This window comes from Clostridium sp. C8 (genome assembly GCF_001010885.1).
Taxonomy (GTDB): Bacteria; Bacillota; Clostridia; order Clostridiales; family Clostridiaceae; genus Clostridium; species Clostridium sartagoforme.
Genome location: NZ_LBMX01000031.1, coordinates 1 through 18,980, shown reverse-complemented (window position 1 = coordinate 18,980; position 18,980 = coordinate 1). Strand labels below are relative to the sequence as shown.

14 protein-coding genes are annotated in these 18,980 nt (G+C 28.8%); all 14 read right to left on the bottom strand.

The window, feature by feature from the left end; all coding sequences use genetic code 11:
* Positions 1–65 precede the first annotated feature (65 nt).
* The 14 genes from AAT22_RS04270 to AAT22_RS04205 all read right to left on the bottom strand — a co-directional run bounded on the left by AAT22_RS04270 (position 66) and on the right by AAT22_RS04205 (position 18,664).
* Positions 66–710, bottom strand: coding sequence for a DUF4342 domain-containing protein (locus AAT22_RS04270; RefSeq protein WP_016207157.1), 645 nt, complete (start codon positions 708–710; stop codon positions 66–68).
* Between the two features lie 6 nt (positions 711–716).
* The gene (recO, locus tag AAT22_RS04265) at positions 717–1,466 is read right to left on the bottom strand and encodes a DNA repair protein RecO (protein ID WP_040436672.1); all 750 of its coding nucleotides are present in this window, start codon (positions 1,464–1,466) and stop codon (positions 717–719) included.
* Positions 1,467–1,475: 9 nt separating this feature from the next.
* Positions 1,476–2,366, bottom strand: coding sequence for a GTPase Era (gene era, locus AAT22_RS04260; RefSeq protein WP_016207159.1), 891 nt, complete (start codon positions 2,364–2,366; stop codon positions 1,476–1,478).
* Between the two features lie 106 nt (positions 2,367–2,472).
* Entirely contained in the window at positions 2,473–3,174 is a 702-nt protein-coding gene (locus AAT22_RS04255) for a diacylglycerol kinase (RefSeq protein ID WP_016207160.1), read from the bottom strand.
* 23 nt (positions 3,175–3,197) lie between these two features.
* A complete protein-coding gene (ybeY, locus tag AAT22_RS04250; protein WP_016207161.1) occupies positions 3,198–3,698 on the bottom strand; it encodes an rRNA maturation RNase YbeY in 501 nt (166 codons plus the stop codon).
* Between the two features lie 80 nt (positions 3,699–3,778).
* The gene (locus AAT22_RS04245; protein WP_047000363.1) at positions 3,779–5,857 is read right to left on the bottom strand and encodes an HDIG domain-containing metalloprotein; all 2,079 of its coding nucleotides are present in this window, start codon (positions 5,855–5,857) and stop codon (positions 3,779–3,781) included.
* Between the two features lie 29 nt (positions 5,858–5,886).
* Complete coding sequence (gene yqfD, locus AAT22_RS04240; RefSeq protein WP_016207163.1) at positions 5,887–7,026, bottom strand: sporulation protein YqfD; 1,140 nt, start codon at positions 7,024–7,026, stop codon at positions 5,887–5,889.
* Between the two features lies 1 nt (position 7,027).
* Positions 7,028–7,306, bottom strand: a complete 279-nt coding sequence (gene yqfC / locus AAT22_RS04235; protein WP_016207164.1) for a sporulation protein YqfC — start codon at positions 7,304–7,306, stop codon at positions 7,028–7,030.
* Between the two features lie 696 nt (positions 7,307–8,002).
* Positions 8,003–8,179, bottom strand: a complete 177-nt coding sequence (gene rpsU, locus AAT22_RS04230; protein WP_003441547.1) for a 30S ribosomal protein S21 — start codon at positions 8,177–8,179, stop codon at positions 8,003–8,005.
* A 117-nt stretch (positions 8,180–8,296) separates the two neighbouring features.
* The gene (locus AAT22_RS04225; protein ID WP_047000362.1) at positions 8,297–8,638 is read right to left on the bottom strand and encodes a histidine triad nucleotide-binding protein; all 342 of its coding nucleotides are present in this window, start codon (positions 8,636–8,638) and stop codon (positions 8,297–8,299) included.
* A gap of 185 nt (positions 8,639–8,823) precedes the next feature.
* Positions 8,824–10,128 carry a tRNA (N(6)-L-threonylcarbamoyladenosine(37)-C(2))-methylthiotransferase MtaB gene (gene mtaB, locus AAT22_RS04220; protein WP_047000361.1) on the bottom strand — a complete coding sequence of 435 codons (1,305 nt, stop codon included), beginning with the start codon at positions 10,126–10,128 and terminating at the stop codon, positions 8,824–8,826.
* Positions 10,129–10,130: 2 nt separating this feature from the next.
* Complete coding sequence (locus tag AAT22_RS04215; protein WP_016207167.1) at positions 10,131–10,883, bottom strand: RsmE family RNA methyltransferase; 753 nt, start codon at positions 10,881–10,883, stop codon at positions 10,131–10,133.
* Positions 10,884–10,902: 19 nt separating this feature from the next.
* Positions 10,903–11,844, bottom strand: a complete 942-nt coding sequence (prmA, locus tag AAT22_RS04210) for a 50S ribosomal protein L11 methyltransferase (RefSeq protein WP_016207168.1) — start codon at positions 11,842–11,844, stop codon at positions 10,903–10,905.
* A gap of 277 nt (positions 11,845–12,121) precedes the next feature.
* Positions 12,122–18,664 (bottom strand): glycoside hydrolase family 2 TIM barrel-domain containing protein, encoded by a 6,543-nt coding sequence (locus tag AAT22_RS04205; protein ID WP_052953906.1) that lies wholly within the window; start codon positions 18,662–18,664, stop codon positions 12,122–12,124.
* Between the last annotated feature and the right edge of the window lie 316 nt (positions 18,665–18,980).

The window sequence follows — 18,980 nt, the reverse complement described above, 5'->3', positions numbered from 1 at the left end:
TCATATTAGCTGAATATTCCTTTTCTGTTTATTTTATTCTACTGTATCTACTGTTTATCTTAATATTACTCCGATTTAGTATCATCTTCAAAATTCACAGTGTATGTAAATACATTTTCATCTATTTGTTCTTCTTTATCACTTTTCTTTTTACTGCTTTTATTGTCATTACCTTTAAATTTTTCATTTTTAACTTCATTTACTTTGTCTTTAACCATATAAGCTACATCAGTTGCTGCATCTTTTATGTCATCAACTGCTTTACTAATATATTTGTTAACAACCTCTACACTACCATCAGCTTTAGTTATTTCTATTGTTATTTGTGTTACTACTGCTGCAATAACAACAAAAGCTAATACTGGAGGTATTATAACAGCTATTACTCCTGCTGCTATCCCTGCATTAACTGGTACATCTACAATTTCTTTTCCATCTTTGCTAATTCTAATTCTTGTAACATTTCCTTTATTTATTAAATCTTTTAGCCATCTTTTAAATTCATCTATTGTTTCATATTTATCTTTTGAGTCATTTTCTTTTGTATCATTTTCTTTTATATAATCTGGCTTTATTCCTTTAATACCCTCAATGTATATTATTGCTTCCAATACATCTCCATTACTTACTTCAAGAGCATACTTTGCTTCTGCATAGCTTACGCCTGTTCTTTCTTTTACTTTATCTACCTTTTCTAAAGTTATTCCCATATTCATTCACTCCTTTATATAATTTAGCATTTCTAAGCTTTTTGGTTTTTTAGAATAGTTTGAAGAAATAATAAATGTTGTTATTTTACTTATATCTTTTTTTACTTCTTCATTTATGTTTAGTTTATATATCTTATCCATAGGTGTTCTCATGAGAAATTTTATTGCATTATATGCAGGCTTAGATATATATGTCCCATGTTCTCTTCTACAATTTTCACATACACCTCCATAATGTGATAAAGATATATAATTGGATACTGATATTTTTTCTCTGCAACTTACGCAGTTTTCTAAATTTAATCCATACCCAGTTGCTTTTAATAATTTTAATTCAAAGGATCTAGTAAGCATTTCATAATCTAATGCATTAGTATTAAGTAAATACATACAAGTTAAGAAATTTCTAAATAATTCTTCATTTGTTTCCCCTTCTTCTACACATATATCTATCAATTCACATATATACGATGAGTAGGTTAATTTGTCTAAACTATCTAATAATCCTTGAAAAGAATTAATTATCTTTCCTTCTTGTAAATTAAATAAACTTTTCCCTTTAAATAAAACATACTCTCCATAGCATAAAGGTAAAGTAAGAGATAGAAGTTTACTCTTACTTTTTCTAGATCCTTTTGCTATAGCTGTTATTTTCCCCAATTTATCTGTATATAACCATACTAATTTATCATTTTCTTTAAATTCCTTAGTTTTTATAACTATTGCATTTACCTTATGTAGTGACAGAAACACCATCCCCTTATTTTACTTAACCTTTTTATACCCCAATTCTTTTAATAGGTTTTGATTATCTCTCCACTCTTTTCTAACCTTTACCCAAATCTTTAAATTTACTTTATTCCTTAAAAATCTTTCTATTTCATATCTTGCTGTTTCTCCGATTTTTTTAAGACTTTGGCCATTTTTCCCTATTATTATCCCTTTATGAGAATCTTTTTCACAAAGCATATCAACTTCAATATGCCATGTTCCAATTGGGCTTTGTTTCATTTGTACTATATCTACTGCAATTCCATGAGGTATTTCTTCTCTTAATGTTCTCAACGCCTTTTCTCTAACTATTTCTGAAATAACAAATCTTTCCTGAACGTCTGTAATCATGTCATCTGGATAATATTTAGGACCTTCTGGCATTGAATTTATCATTAATTCAACTAATTTATCTACATTTTTCCCCTTCAAAGCAGAAATAGGTATTATTTCTTTAAACTCCATTTCTGAGGAATACATTTGAAGAGTTTTAGCTACTCTTTCTTGAGTAAATTCATCAATTTTATTTACAACTAAAAACACAGGTGCTTTTTGATTCTTTAGTGTTTCTATTATAAATTTATCTCCTCTTCCTATTTCTTCTTCTGGATTAATCAAAAATAATACAAGATCTACTTCTTTCATAGATTCTTTAGCGGAATTAACCATATACTCTCCTAATTTATGCTTAGGTTTATGTATTCCTGGTGTATCTACAAAGATTAATTGATGATTTTCTCCAGTTAATATTGTCTGTATATTATTTCTAGTAGTCTGTGGTTTATTAGATACTATTGATAGTTTTTCTCCCATTATTTGATTTAATAACGTTGACTTTCCTACATTTGGCCTACCTACTATTGTTACGAATCCTGATTTAAACATCTTTCCTCCTAATTTCCTATAAAATTGTTGTGTCTTTTATTATATCATTACTTTCTTAAAATTAAAGTATTGTTATTAAGTTTTGTAAACTCAACTACTTGATACATTACAATTTAAATATAACAAATATAAGTAAAGTAAGTAATGTTCCAAATAAAGCTCCTACTATTACTTCCCATATAGAATGAACATTAGAATCCACTCTGCTTTGAGCTGTTATAAGAGCCATTAGATAACTTAGAATTATGCATATTGGTTCTTCTGTTATTAATGAAAGTGCTGTAGCAATTGAAAACGAAAGTGCACTATGCCCGCTAGGCATTCCACCTCTTAATGGTGTGCCTTCGCCAAATATAGCTTTAATTATTAAAGTTGCAATAGTAACAAATACTAGTGCTATAAATATCATATATGGTTCTGATTCTTTTACTTTATGTATTAAATCATAAGAAATATTAGATATCTTATCCCAAAATATTATATACCCTACAAGTAATGCATTTATTGCTGTTACTAATACAGCTCCTGCTGCTGCATTTTTAGCTATTTTGGCTAAAGGATGATAATAATTAGTTGATATATCAATAGTTGCTTCTATAGCTGTATTAATTATTTCAGCTACAAGAACTAATGTTATTGTAATTGCTAAAATAAGAAATTCTATTTTTGATACATCCAATAAAAAACATGCTAAGAGTACACATAATGCAGTAAACAAATGAATTTTCATATTTCTTTGTGTTCTAACAGTATCTAAAACTCCTGATATTGCATAATTAAAGCTCTCTACTAGCCTTTTTATTTTCATATAATACCCCCACACTTATAGTATTATCTTCTAATTCGTAATTTATTTAATATTTCTTCTTCTCTTTTTCTCATTATTTTTTTGTCATCCTCATCTATATGATCATATCCTAATAAATGAAGTATTGAATGTACTACTAAATAGCTTACTTCTCTTTCATAAGAATGTCCATATTCTACACTCTGTTCCATAGCCTTTTCTAATGATAATACCATATCTCCTAATACTAATTCGTCTCCATCTTTATATGTTTCATCAAAAACATAATTTACGTACATATCCTTAAATACTTTTTTATAATCAAAATCTAACATTGGAAAAGATAATACATCTGTTTCTCTATCTATATTTCTTGTTTCTTTATTTATTTCCCTTATTTCATTATTATCAACAAATAACAGCGAAATTTGATATTCACACAACACTTCTTCTTCTTTTAATACAAAATTACATACCTCTGTTATTTTATTTATAAATTGCTCTGTTACTTCTAATTTATTTTGTCTATTTTCTGTATATAACATTTTTTTCTCCTTTTTATTTATAAAAATAAAAGGAAAGGTTATATCCCCTTCCCTTTTTAAAGTCATTATAATTTTCTTAATTATTTTACTTTCTTTTCAGTAGGATATTCAATTCTATGATGATATATTCCATCTAAAGTTTTCAAAAAGCTTTTTCTTATAATTTCTATATCTTTTAAGGTTAAATCACAATTTACAAGTTGTCTTGAATTAAGTTTATCATTTATTATGTTATTCACCATTTCTTCTATTTTACCTTTTGTCGGTTCACCAATTGACCTTACTGATGCTTCTACACTATCTGCAAGCATTAATATTCCTGATTCCTTGCTTGATGGTATAGGCCCTGGATATCTAAAGTCTTCTTCCTTAATTTCTTCTGGCCTATCTGATGAATTCTTAAGTTTATAATAAAAATACTTAACCAAGGTTGTTCCATGATGCTGTTCTATTATATCTTGTATTACTTTAGGAATCTTGTGCTCCCTAGCCATTTCTAAGCCATCTTTAGTATGCGATAAAATTATTAATGTGCTTAGATTCGGAGTTATTTTATCATGCGGATTTTCTTTCCCCATTTGATTTTCTCCAAAGAAATACGGCCTTTTTGTTTTTCCTATATCATGATAATATGCACCTACTCTAGCTATAACTGGATTACCTCCAACAACTTCCGCAGCTGCTTCTGCCAAATTAGCAACCATCATACTATGATGATAAGTTCCCGGTGCCTCCATAAGTAACTTTTTCATTAATGGTTGGTTTGGGTTTGATAATTCTAGTAGCTTTATATTAGTAACTACATCAAATATTGATTCGAAGAATGGAAGTAGTCCCACTGCTAATATTCCAGAAAGTAGGATTCCTATTGCTGTATACCCAGTTTCTATAAAAATCTCCTTTAAGTTATTTGATGAAATCATCCCTAGCGTTACTGTTCCTATAGCTGACACAACAGTTATATAAAGAGTTGAATATATTATATCATTTCTTTGCTGTACTTTTTTAAGTGCACTTGAGCCAAGAACAACACTTACTATTGATATTAGTATAACAGATGGATTAAATCCTACAATTATAGATATAAATGTTATATTTAATAAATTTATAACTAATGATATTTTATTATCTATTAAAATAGTCATAAGCATTGCACTGCATACTAATGGCATTAAATATGGTGAAATTATATTTACTCCCATTGAAATTATAAGCATGATAATATTAATACTGCTTATCAATATTATCATTTTAGTATCTTTAAATATGTCTGCTCTCTCTTTTGCTATATAACTATATTGAATAAATAGAATTAAAGCAACTAATATTGCTAGAGAAATAAATGATAATAAATAACTTTTAGTTGTTCCATCATTTAAAAGTCCTAATTCCTTTAAAACTTCTAATTGTCTTTCTGTTACAGGCTCTCCTTCTTTTACTATTATCTGATTCTTCTTTATTATTTCTTTTTGAACATTTTTTTGAGCTTCTTTAATTTTTTCCTCTGTCTTTTCACTATCATAGAAGAAATTTGGTTTTATTTCAGTATAAGTTATATTTCTTAATATATCTTCCAAAGTTCTATCAATATTACTTTTTCCTAAATTAGTATCCACTATATTTTTAGCTTTTTGTAAGCTTTCATAATCATTTTCACCTATATTTTCTTTGTATACTGCTTCCAATGATTCTATTATTAATTTTTGTACTTCTGATAATCTAACTGAATTCAATGATAAAAGCTCTTTATATTCTTCGTCTGTTAGCTTAAATTCTTCTATTTGTTTTATTTCAGCTATTTTATCGGTCTCTTCTTTACTTGGGTTAGATGCATTTTCAGCGGTAATTTTACTAAACAATTTATTTGCATTTTCAATTGCTTGAGTTTTAACATCACTTTTAACTGTGTACTGTTTATCTTCTTTAGCTTTTGCTATAGCCTCTTCTTCCTTTTCCTTTGTAGCAATTTCATCTATTGTATCAATAGGTGCTTTTATATCTACAGTTGCTATATCACCGACAGATAAATTATGCCTTTTAGGCGCAATTACAGTTAATAAAAGAAAGTATATAGTTAAAAATACAATTAGATATATTAATATTCTTTTGTATTTTTTTTCTTCTTTTTTATTTTCTTTATCTTTTTTATTTAAAAACAAGTCCCTCACCCTCTAATCTGAATAGTTTTTCAATACTCTACTGGTTCATTATTTACTATATTTTGCTCTACTACAAACACTACATTAACAACTATATTCCCATCTGAGCTATCACTAGTACTTATTATTCTATCAATTATTTTAGCTTCTCTAGTTAAATTACTATATAATGATTCTTCCAATTCTTTTACAGCTTTATCTATAGCTTCTTCTTTCGATAATTGAACTGGATATTCCTTCTTTTCAAAATAATTTACTTTATTTATTATTTTTCCACTCTCTTCTATTTTATCATACTCTTTAAATTCTTTTATAGCTTTTTTAAGATAAATTTTCTTACCTAATATTTTTATATAAATATCGCTATCCTTTTCTCCGCTTCTTTTAAGCTCTGTTCCATCTATCTTAGTTGTCATACTCTTTTCATAAAAAGTATTTGCCATAACTACCCCGTCTGGTACCACTTGATAAGGATCTTCTTCCTTCCCATTGATTCCTTCAATAACTACATCTCCTACCTTTACCATATCTCCAATATGAACTGAAGACCTTCCTGAAAAAGCATATACTCTACTAACTTCTCCATCCATTTTAGCAACTAAGTTTCCATACTTACCTTCTTTAATTTCTGGCGGATTAACTTTTTCTTCAATAAATATCTTTAAGGTTGAGCCTTCTATTCTTGCCCTTAACCATAATATTTCTGAATTCATGTTTTCTAACTGTTTTTCAATATCTTTTACATCTATTTTATCTTTACTTATTCCTGGTTTTATACCTATACTATATAATTGCTGTCTTAATTCATATGGAGAAACATTCTTTTTAGTATTAATTTCTATGCTCCATACGTAGGTAGATAAATATAATAATATAGTTAAAAATAGCATTCCTCCTATTGCTAAGAATAGTTTGCTTTTTAGTTTTCCTACAATAAATAATATTCCTGTTTTAGAAACAATTTTACTTTTCCCATTCAAACTTCTAACTGCTTCTACTAGTATATCATAGTCATTATAATCTATTGATATTCTTATTGTTGCCACATCAATTCTTTTTATATTTATAACATTTACATTTTCATTCCATAATATGTTTAAAAGTCTTTCTGGTTTTAATATGTTAACTTCTACTACTACTTTTCCACTTTCAAAAACTCCTGTTGCCATATTACACCTCGTATGAAATTGATCTAAATTTTCCGCTAATCGTTATTGTAGAATCTCCAATATATAATATTTCAAAGTTTTCTCCTTCAATATTAATAACTTTTACTTTAGTATTTACCTTTATACTATTTCTATCAAATAATACTATTCCTTTGTGATTTTCTATTGTTATTTCATCGTTCCCTATAATTGTTATTTTAGGAACGCTTAGTACTATATCTTTAGGTAAGTCTAATTTTTCCGCTATTATCTCTCTACTTCTCTCTATCTTTCCTTGCATAATCTTCTCTCCTTATATTTTTTCTAAGGCACATGAATATAAATAATAAACCAAAGATGTAACGAGTATTTTGTGTAAGACAAGGAAGTAAATGCGCAGATACTGGTAGCTATCTAAGTGTTTACTGACACAGTATTACGCAAAATATGATAACATACTGGTTTATTATTTGTTTGATTGTGCCTAATAGTAATTTATGATAAGAATCTTAAGAAAATTACACATAAATAATTGATGTTTAGTAAGACTATATTAATATTTTTATCAAATAAAATTTAAAAAGAAAAAAAGCAAAAGAAATTAAATTTCCTTTGCTTTTATTTATTAGTTAATATTCTTATTATAAATTGACTTTAACTGCCTATACTAAGCTTATTAAAGCCTAGATATATATCCAATGTTATTAACACCGATGGTGTAGCCGTTCATTTAACAATTTTATTTTTCTTTGTTTAACTGCTGAGGAAGGTACTTTAACAAGATCTATCTCTTCAGAAAATCCGATTAATTAAATCCTGTTTATTCCCCTTTAAATTCAAGTATAATAATACTTACACTTATTTTTGATAAAATATAAAACTATATTCCTCAACTAAATATATTATAAAATAATATATTTAAAGTATTGGATAAGTATATTCTCCAATAATAGCTTAAATAATTAAGTTCTATTGAAATCTTAAATCAAAATAGTTCCTACTTGAACTTTCTCTTTCTAGCAGCTTCTGATTTTTTCTTTCTCTTCACGCTTGGCTTTTCATAGTGTTCTCTCTTCCTAACTTCTGAAAGAACTCCAGCTCTAGCACATTTTCTCTTAAATCTTCTTAATGCACTTTCAAGTGTTTCATTTTCTCCAACTTTTATTTCTGACATCTATTATCCCTCCCTCCGCTAGCTCAAATTAATTAATTTAACTCAGCTACGGGCTTAATAACACACGCTATATTATACAATAGGCATACCTTAAAGTCAACATCTAGATAAAAAACTTTAACCTGGTGGCCATTTTAGTTCCCTTTGCCCTAAGACATGAAAATGTATATGATTTACACTTTGCCCACCATCTTTTCCACAGTTATTTACTACTCTATATCCAGTTTTCTCAATATTTAACTCTCTTACTAGTTTATTAATAACTAAGAAAATATGTGAAATAATATTTGCATTTTCTTCACTTATTTCATTTACACTTTGTATATGATCCTTAGGTATAACTAGAAAATGAATAGGAGCTTCAGGACTAATATCATGAAACGCGATTACCTTTTCATCCTCATATATTTTTTTACTTGGTATTTCACCATTTGCTATTTTACAAAAAATACAATCCATAAATTCACCCCGTTCCTTTAATTGATAATAGTCATTAAGTAATAACTTTATTTTTTTATTATCTTACAATTAGTTTTAAATATTATTAATATTTTATTATTATATAATATATCAAGTAATTAATATAGTATATTGTTTTATTTTTCAAAACAATATTTCTAGCTAACAGTGTACTGAATAGTTTTTTATAAAAGTTTTGCTATTCCATATTCATTTTCTACTTTACTTATTTCTATATCAACTATTTTACCAGTAACGTCTGCACATGAACAAGGAACCTGAACCTTTATATAATTTCTTGTATACCCTTCATACATCCCCTCTTGTCCCTTAGCTTCCGTTTCTATAAGTACATCCATTTCTGTGCCTATAAATTTCTCTATAAATTCTTTTTCATTTTTATTGCTTAACTCAATTAATAACTTGCTTCTTTTTTCCTTTATACTTCCATCAATTTGATCTTGCATATCTGAAGCTTTAGTTCCTTTTCTTGGACTATATTTAAATACATGAGTTTTAGTAAGTTTAATATTTTTTAAGAACTCATATGTTTCATTAAACTCTTCTTCTGTCTCGCCTGGAAAACCTACTATAACATCTGTAGTTATAGAAACATCTGGCATAGTTTCTCTTAATAGTTTTACTGAATCAGCATATTCTTGTGCTGTATATCTTCTATTCATTCTCTTAAGTGTAGAATCACACCCACTTTGTAATGATAAATGAAAATGTGGACATAACTTTTTAAATTTCTTTATTTTTTCTATAACTTCAGGAGTAAAGAATGCAGGTTCAATTGATCCTATTCTTATTCTTTCTATTCCTTCAACTTTTTCTATTTCTTCTATTATATCTATTAAATTAACATTTCCTTCTAAATCCAATCCATAAGAAGCAGTGTGTATTCCTGATAAAATTATTTCTTTAAAGCCATGTTCTGCTAATTTGTTAACTTCTTCCAATACCTTTTTAGGATCTTTTGAACATACTGATCCCCTTGAATATGGAATTATACAATATGTACAAAATCTATTACATCCATCTTGTATTTTTAAGAATGCTCTTGTCTTATCTTGGTACTCTTCTATGTTAAGTTCTTCAAACTTTTTATTCTTAAGTACTCCTTCAACATGAACTTGTGACTTTCCTTCGTCTTTAGCCTTATTTACATAGTACACAACATCACCTTTGTTTCTTGTACCAAGAACTACATCTACTCCCGGTATTTCTGAAACTTCTTTTGGTGCTATTTGCGAATAACAACCAACAACTGCTATTATAGAATTTTCATTTAATCTTCTTGCTCTACTTATAATTTGTCTTGATTTTTTGTCACCCATATTAGTAACAGTACAAGTATTTATCACATATACATCAGCTGCCTCACTAGCATCTACAACTTCATAACCTTCTCTTATGAACTTTTCAGCCATTGCTTCTGATTCATATACATTAACTCTACATCCTAATGTAGAAAATGCAACTTTCATTATTAATTTCCTCCTAAATCTCCTAGCTCATACTGAACTAAAGAAGTAGCTACAAAACCTGCTGTCTCTGTTCTAAGTATTCTACTTCCCAAAGTTACTATATAAGCTCCATTTTCTTGTAGTTTATTTATTTCATTTAATTCAAAACCGCCTTCTGGACCAACTAGTATCCCCACAGTTTTGATTTTAGATTTATCAATATCAGTATTACTAAATAGAGTTTTGATTCCAAAGTTTTCTGCATTTTCATATGGAACTATAACTATATCTAAACTCTTCATTTTATTTATAGCATCATCAAAACTAATTGGATCTACTACATTTGGTATTAAGCTTCTCTTACTTTGTTTGGCCGCTTCTAAAGCTATTCTATTAAGCCTATCTAATTTTTTAAAATCACCTTTTAACTTTATATCAACTCTATCTGTTAGAGTTGGAATAAATTCAGTAATTCCAAGTTCTGTACCTTTTTGCACTATTAAATCCATCTTTTGTGCTTTTGGTAATCCTTGAAACAAATATATTTTTACATTACTTTCATTGTTTATTTGAAGCTTTTCTATTATTTCAATAATGACTTCTTGTTTAGTTATTGTTGAAATAATACCTGTGAATTCTTCTCCATCACAATTATTTAAAACTATTTTATCCCCTTCATTTAGCCTTAGTACTTTATATAAATGTTTTACATCATCACCTAATATTTTTGCTTTATTTTCTATAAAATTTTCTTTAGGAGTAAAAAATTTATGCATTGTTCATTCTCCTTAAAACTTATCTTACTTTTGCAACTATACAGTTCCATTCCCCATCTTTATTTATTTCGATTACTTCAAAACCAGTTTCTTCAAGCTTTTTAGTAACCATCTCTACTCTGTCATGTATTATTCCTGAAGTAATAAAGTATCCATTATCTTTTAAAACTCTTTTTACATCTTCTGTTAAAATGCATATAACTTCTGCTATTATATTAGCAACTACTATATCTGCTTTTCCATCAATTACTTCTACTAAATTACCATAAAGTATTTGTATATTATCTAAATTGTTATATCCAACATTTTCTTTTGCAGACTCAACAGCAACCGGATCTAGATCAACTCCTACTGCCATTTTAGCCCCAAGTTTAGCTGCAGCTATAGCAAGTATCCCTGAGCCACATCCAACGTCAAAAACAGTGCTATCAGCTTTTACATACTCTTCTAATGATTGAATGCACATTCTTGTTGTTTCATGTGTCCCTGTTCCAAATGCCATACCTGGATCAAGTTCTATTACTTTTTCGTCACCTTGCTCTTGGTATTCTTCCCATATAGGTTTCACAACTATTTTTTCGCCTACTTTAGTTGGTTTATAATACTTTTTCCAGTTATTAGCCCAATCTTCTTCAAACATTTTTTCACTTTCTACTTTAGCTAATCCTGTATCAATTCCAAGCTCTTTAAGTTCATCCATTTTTTCATTTATGTACGTTAATATTTCATTTATATTATCTTCCTCTGAAAAATAAGCTTTAACAACTGCTACTTTACCTTTATGCTCTAATACGTTTATATCTGCAAAATCCCAAGTTAATGGACCTTGTTCTCTTTCTAATATGTCATTTGGGTCTTCAATTGCAACCCCCTTGCAATCTAATCCATAAAATATTCCTGAAACAGGTTCTAGTGCTTCACTTTTAGTTATAACTCTAACTTCTATCCAAGTTCCTTGCATTTAAATTCAGTCCTTTCTAACATACTTTGACTAATTTATTATTTTACACGTCTTCACTACAATAGTAAATATTTTATTTAATCAAAATCTATTTATCTTTGCATATATTTATATTATTTTCAATTGTACAAATTATAAATATAGAATTTATAATAAATAGCCATTATATCTATAATATAATAAATTCAAATATATTTCTATTTTTAAATTTATATACCTTATTAGCGAATTCAAAAAAGAAGAAGCCTTTCAGCTTCTCCTTAAATATTATATGCTCTTAATTATTAGTTGCATCTTTCTTTCTCTTATTTGTAAGGATACCTCCAGCTATCATTATACTTATAGCTAGTATTATTACATATGAAGAGTTTGTTCCTCCGGTTTCAGGTAAATCATCACCTTTTCCATTTTGATTATTGCTTCCATTGTTATTATTTCCACCATTATTATTGTTTCCACCATTATTGTTTCCACCATTATTGTTTCCACCATTGTTGTTTGTATTATCTTCATCAGTTTTTGTGATTAAACCTTTAATTGCATTGTTTAAAGCAACTAATGCTTCATCAACAGTTTTTTGATCTGCATCTTGATTATCCACTACATCTTTTGCATTAACTAAAGATTGTGATAATACATTCCAACTAGAAGTTGTATATTTTTCTTTATCTAAATTCTCTGCTGAAGCTATTTTTGCATTTAATTCTGTTTTATCTCCCTTCAATACTAATTTATTTATTGCTAAATTAATATTAACTTGTAATTCATCTACCTTTGATTGTTCAATATTTTCGTCTTTTAATATTTCATCTGACTTCTCTAGCAAATCAATTAATTCCTTAGAACTTGCTTTTGTATAAATTGTTAAGTCTGTTTGCTCTAATTTATTTATTACATTTATTAGATTTTCTTTATTAGCTTTTATAGATACCTTAGAAACTGCATCTAATAAGGTTTTAGTTATTCTATCAACTTCCTGTTGATTAGCATCATCTTTCTCAATTATTAGTTGAGCTTCCTTAACTATAGCTTCTAGACCCTCAACTGTTATAGGCTTGTATGACCCAATATTAGAAAGGACTTTATTTGCTACACCTAAAACTGTTTCTAAAGATGTTTTATTTGCTCTAAATACTAAATTCACCATAGCTTCTCCAAGCTCATCCTTAGCCTTACTTATATCATTTTCTGTAGCATCTCCGTTTTCTGCAATTAATTTTGCATTATTTAAAGCTACTATAAATTTATCCCATGATGAACTAGTATATTTATCTTTATATTTTATTAAAGCTTCTCCTGTATTTATAATGCTTACTAATGATGAATTATCAGCTCTATCAACTAGGTTTATCATTGCTTCAAGTAATTCTTCAACCATACTATTAACATCTTCTTGAGTAGCTTCGTTATTATTTAGGATTCCCTCTGCTTTTTCAATTGCCCTCTTCAAACTTTCTACTGATGCAGGTGTGAAGCTATCTTGGTTTTGTAATTTCTCTTTTGCAATCTCTATTGTTCCTGCTAAAGTTTCCTTGTCAACCGCATATTCTAACATACTTGCTGCTAGGGTTAATTTATTAAATGCTTCGTCAACTTCACTTTGTTGTACATACTTATTGTCAAGTATAGCTTTTGCCTCATTAAGCGCCTCAATAAAGTTATTCCAACTTTCTTCTGTATAATCCTCTTTTATTTTATCCTTTAAATCATTGTATAAATTAGTTAATAATGATTTATTAGCTTCTTCAGAATTTATTCCTGGAACAACTAAGTCCTTCATATCCAACCACATAACAACTGAATTATCTTCTGGATTAATTGCATATTCATTTTCTTTATTTTCAAATGCATTTTTTTGTGCTTTTACTTCTTCTTCTGTCAACGCTTTAGAGTAAACTCTAGAACTTGCAAATTTGTAATCACTTGTTCTATTTGTTTCTGGACAATATCCAAGCCATAAGGATTGATCATTTTGTACAACACCATTTGCTGAAACTGGAGCTGTTCCAAGTAGGTTTCCATCAAGATATACTGATAATACATTACCATCATAACTTCCTACCACTTGATGCCAATTTCCTATCCAATTTGACGGAACATCAATAATAGCTTCTTTTGTGTACCATTTATTATCTGTAGATTTAACAAAAATATCTACAGATATTTTTCCTGAACTACCATCTCTAGTCCTTAAGCCAAAGCTACTATCTCCTTTGCCTATAATCATATTGTAGTCTTTACCACTACCAGTAGGCATTACCCATGTCTCAGTTGTAAATGCTTGTTTACCTTTAAATATTGAGTCAAATATATCTTCTTCATTTTCTCCCTTATTATTAGCAAGCTCTAATCTTCCATTTAGCTTAATACCGCTAATATCATCTGTGACTAAAGTAGCACTTTTCATAATAATAGGATTTATTTTATTTTTACTCTTATCTTCTATATATGCTGGAGCTTTTCCATTAATTGCTTCTACATCTTTTACTGCTCTTACAAGCTTATTTTTAAGATCTTCTCCAACTATTTGTTTTTGTTCTTCGCTTAAATTGTCATATTTAAATTTAAGACCCATTATATCATCATATTGAGAATATGAATATACTACTAAATCCTTAATTTCTTTTGATATTTCTTTTTCGTCAAACCCTTTAACATCTCTCCACGCTTTACTTAATTCCATTGGTGACTTATCTGTTGTATATGGTACAATTGTATATTCATAATTATATGCTTTATCATTATTTACTCTGTATTGTGGTAGTGTATCTGGTCCACAACTCTTATTCCCATTACCTTGTGATACATAATCTACTGATAATATTGTTTCTTTTCTTGGAGACCCTAATTCATATGGATGTCTTGTATTACTTAAATCTTGAGCCGTGAAATGTAACGCACTGGCTTCAAGTAATTCCTTGCTAGTTACTAATAATGCATTATTAGTATTTGAATTTTTTAAGCTAATCCATTTAACTCCTGTCAAGTTTCCTGAATCCTGAGTTTTCAAAAATGGATAGAAGAAATTTGATACAGTATTTTCATAAACTCCCACAATTGAAGAAGTGTTTCTATCTTGATAAGATTCTATTGGTCCATTTCCATACCAAGTTACATCTTCATAATTTTCTGGTAAAGTCATTGTTGATCCTACTTTCAAATATCTTCCCATACTTGTTTTAGTTGCATCTGTTGTAAGATTAACAGTTATTTCTCCAGTTCCATTTATAGTATATATAATTTTTTCTGTTGCTCCTTTTGCGTTATTTAATACTAAATCACTTGTAATTACAGTTCTTCCATCTTCAGACTTACCTACATTTATACTATTAACAGTTATATTTTGGTTTGCATTTTTCCAAGTGCCATCATAATTACCATTATCGTTACTTATTGGAGATCTCCAGAAGTTTGGAGTAGGTCCTTCTTCAATTAATACTTCTCCATTATAAACATAGTTATTCATTAATCCTGTTGTCTTGTCTATATTAAAAGAGAAGTTTTCTCCTGATACTAAAAACTCTGATTCTTTTTCCTCTACATCAATATCTTTTTCTGAAATAACTGGAGCTGCCTTCGGCACATTAGCAGCTACTTCAAATTGCTCATGTGAAACTTCATGACCAGCTTTTCCCCATAAAGTATCTTCCTTTAATGTTACAAAAATATTTAAATAATATTCTGAACCTGCTTTAATTTGCTCTGGCATATTATATGGTATATTTATTGCCTTGGTTTCTTTAGGCGCAACATTTACATCAGCCATTACACCACTATCAATTACTTGACCATCCTCTAATAATTGCCAATTAAGATTATATTCATTAAGATTTCTGAAATTGTTTTCATTGTAAACATTAATTTTTCTTGTAGCAACCTCATTCTCATTGGCTTTAAACCAGAAACTTTGATATTGATATTTTACTTCATATAACTCTGGTTGAACTGTTCTATCAGCTGATATTAATCCATTATTACAGAAGTCTCCATCGTTTGGAGTATCTCCCCAGTCTCCACCATAACCATAGAATTTACCATTTGCTTCTTCATTATAAAAAGTTTGATATACATCAGATGATGCATAATAATCCCAAACGCCATCTGAACTTTCCTCTATATTTTTTGAATAATCTATCCATACTAATACTTTTGATGAATCTGAACTTATTTCAGGATTAACATTGTATTGTGCTTTTAGTTCATCTGCTGTTAATGCATCCTTGTATATACGTGCCATTGATATTTCACCATCAAAACTTCTACTTCTTACTGTATCATATCCAACAGCTACTGGGGCTTCTGTTGAATCAACAGTTACCTTATCTGCTCTAGAAGCAACTTGAACACCATCAATAAATATCTTTAAAGTACTACCATCATAAGTTCCTGCAACTTGATGCCAGTTTCCAACCCAATTTTCCGGGAAATTCGCAGTACAACTTTTCCAACTTCCATTAGTAACTACAAAAAATTCTAATCCACTTCCAGAGCTTTGTGTCTTTAAGGCAACTTGATTATCGCCTTTTGAAAGTAATACACTATTCATATTTGTAGATGCTGGTTTTACAATTGCTTCAAAAGTAAATGAAGCATTATCTCCTGATAGTTCACTATTATATAAATTATTATTTTGGGATTCAATTATAGTATATCCATCATATGCTTTACCTGTTATTGATTCTATTTCTGCATCTACTGCTACTCCACTTCCATAAACAGCTCCATTAGCAGAATTACTACTTTGATCCTTAATGCTATATCGCTTTGGTAGTTCAGCTAAACGTGACTGATCCACCCAGTCCCATACAAAGGCTCCTATCATATTTTCTGAGCTTCTTATAGCATCCCAATATTCTTTTAAATTACCTACCGCATTTCCCATAGCATGAGAATATTCACAAAGTACATATGGCATCTTTGTTGAAGCTGATGCTCTAGACCATGTAGTATCTACAGTTGGATACATATTACTATCTGTATCTACTCCCCCATTGGATCCTAAACCCTCACTATGAACAGGGCGCGTATTATCACGATCTTTAAAATACCATACCATTTCAGGATACAAATTATTTGCCCCATTTTTACTATAAGACATTTCATTTCCTATTGACCACATAACTATAGCTGTTTGATTCTTTAATGTTTGGAATGAAGTATTTGTTCTATCCATTGTAAGTGGTTTTAAATAAGTTCCTATTGCATTTTGATTATTCATTAAACTATGACATTCTGCATTAGTTTCACCCATCATATATAAGCCATATTTGTCCGCTAAGTAATATAAGTATTCATCATTTCCATAATGTGATGTACGAATTGCATTGATATTAAATTGTTTCATCAATTCAACATCTTTTTCTAAAACTTCTCTTGGAACATGCTTACCATACACTGGATCAGTATCATGACGATTTGTTCCTTTAAATAATAGCGGTTGACCATTTATTCTAATAGTATCATAAGATGAAGTTACTCTATTATAATCAGTTCTATTGTTTACGGCACTACTAGTAAATGTTATTTCTCTAAATCCAAGCTGTTGTGATAAACTTTCTAAATGGCTTCCTCTACTATCTTTCAATGTCATTACTAATGTATATAGATTTGGATTCTCTGCTGACCATAATTTAGGAGAAACGATAGTTTTAAGCCCTTTTACTTCTACTGTTTTATTAGATTCTATATTGGATATAGGAATAATCATTTCATCATCTTCTAATATATTAACTCCACTTTCATCAAAAAGTTTTACATCAACTTTATAATTAGAGGAAATTTCTGATGATAAATTTTTTAATTTTAAAGATAAGTCTAATTCTGCATTAATAAAATTTTCATCTAAATCAGTAACTACTGAATAATCATATATATGTGTACTAGGAGTTGATCTAAGATATACATCTCTAAATATCCCTCCATCATAAATCATATCTTGATCTTCCATCCAGGTACCATCACAAAACTTATGAACTTTTACAGCCAATAAATTTTCTTCCCCTTGAGGATTTAGATAATCTGTAATATCAAAATCATGTGGTCTATAACTATCTTCGCTATATCCAACTTCCTTACCATTTACATATACATAATAAGCTGATTCTACACCTTGAAATGATATATAAACTCTTCCATTATCTTGTATCATATTTTCATTTAACACAAAATTCTTACGATATAAACCAACAGGATTATAGTTCACTGGTGCTTTTGGAACGGTTACATTTTGATCATATTTGCTTTGCCAAGGCATTTGCACATTTGTATATATTGGAAAATCGAAGCCATAGCTTGTCCAGCTTGCTGGTAAAGAAACATTTTTCCACCCATCATTATTATCTAATTCATAATTAGAATTCATAAAACCATTGTCTAAGAACTTCTGTGCTTCACTGGCATTTTGCACTACTGTTAAATCCCAATCATTATTTTCACCTGTTAATAGCTGATAATAATTTGATCTTTCCTTTTCATAATTCAAAGCACCAAGACGAGCTGATTCTACATCATGATAAGCAACTGTTGAAGTAGATGATTCCTCTCTATTTATTCCAAACACATCTACCGCCCTAACTGTTTTACCTTTGAGATCAGTATAATCTATTCCCATATATTCCTTGTGAGTAAATTTTTTATCATTTGGTCCAAGTTTTGTTTCTGCCTGTATTAATTCTGGCCATTTTTCCCCCTTCCATGGTGTAATTTCTCGATTTACTGTTTCTATTGCTGCTACATCTATTGGAATTGATTGTCCTAAGATAGATAAAACTAACGTGACTAAAACACTTAGAGATATTATTCTCTTCTTTTTACGATACATATTTTACCTCCCTAAATTATTGTAAATTATCAAATCAAACACACCTTAATAAACATTTAATTAACTCTAACTTCTATATTTATAGAATAAATTTCCTTAGTAAACGTTTAATGTTGGGGGTTTACTATCCCAGTACAAAATAAGTGCATGTTTGTTAAGGTAATTTCCTACTTAATTATAATACCTTTTCCCAATATTTTACATATGATATTATTAGTTAAATCTTCAAAATTATTAACTTTTTTTACTATTTTAATATTCTCATTATAAAGATAAAAAGGGGCTGTCGCACTAATAATTAGTGCACAGTCCCTTT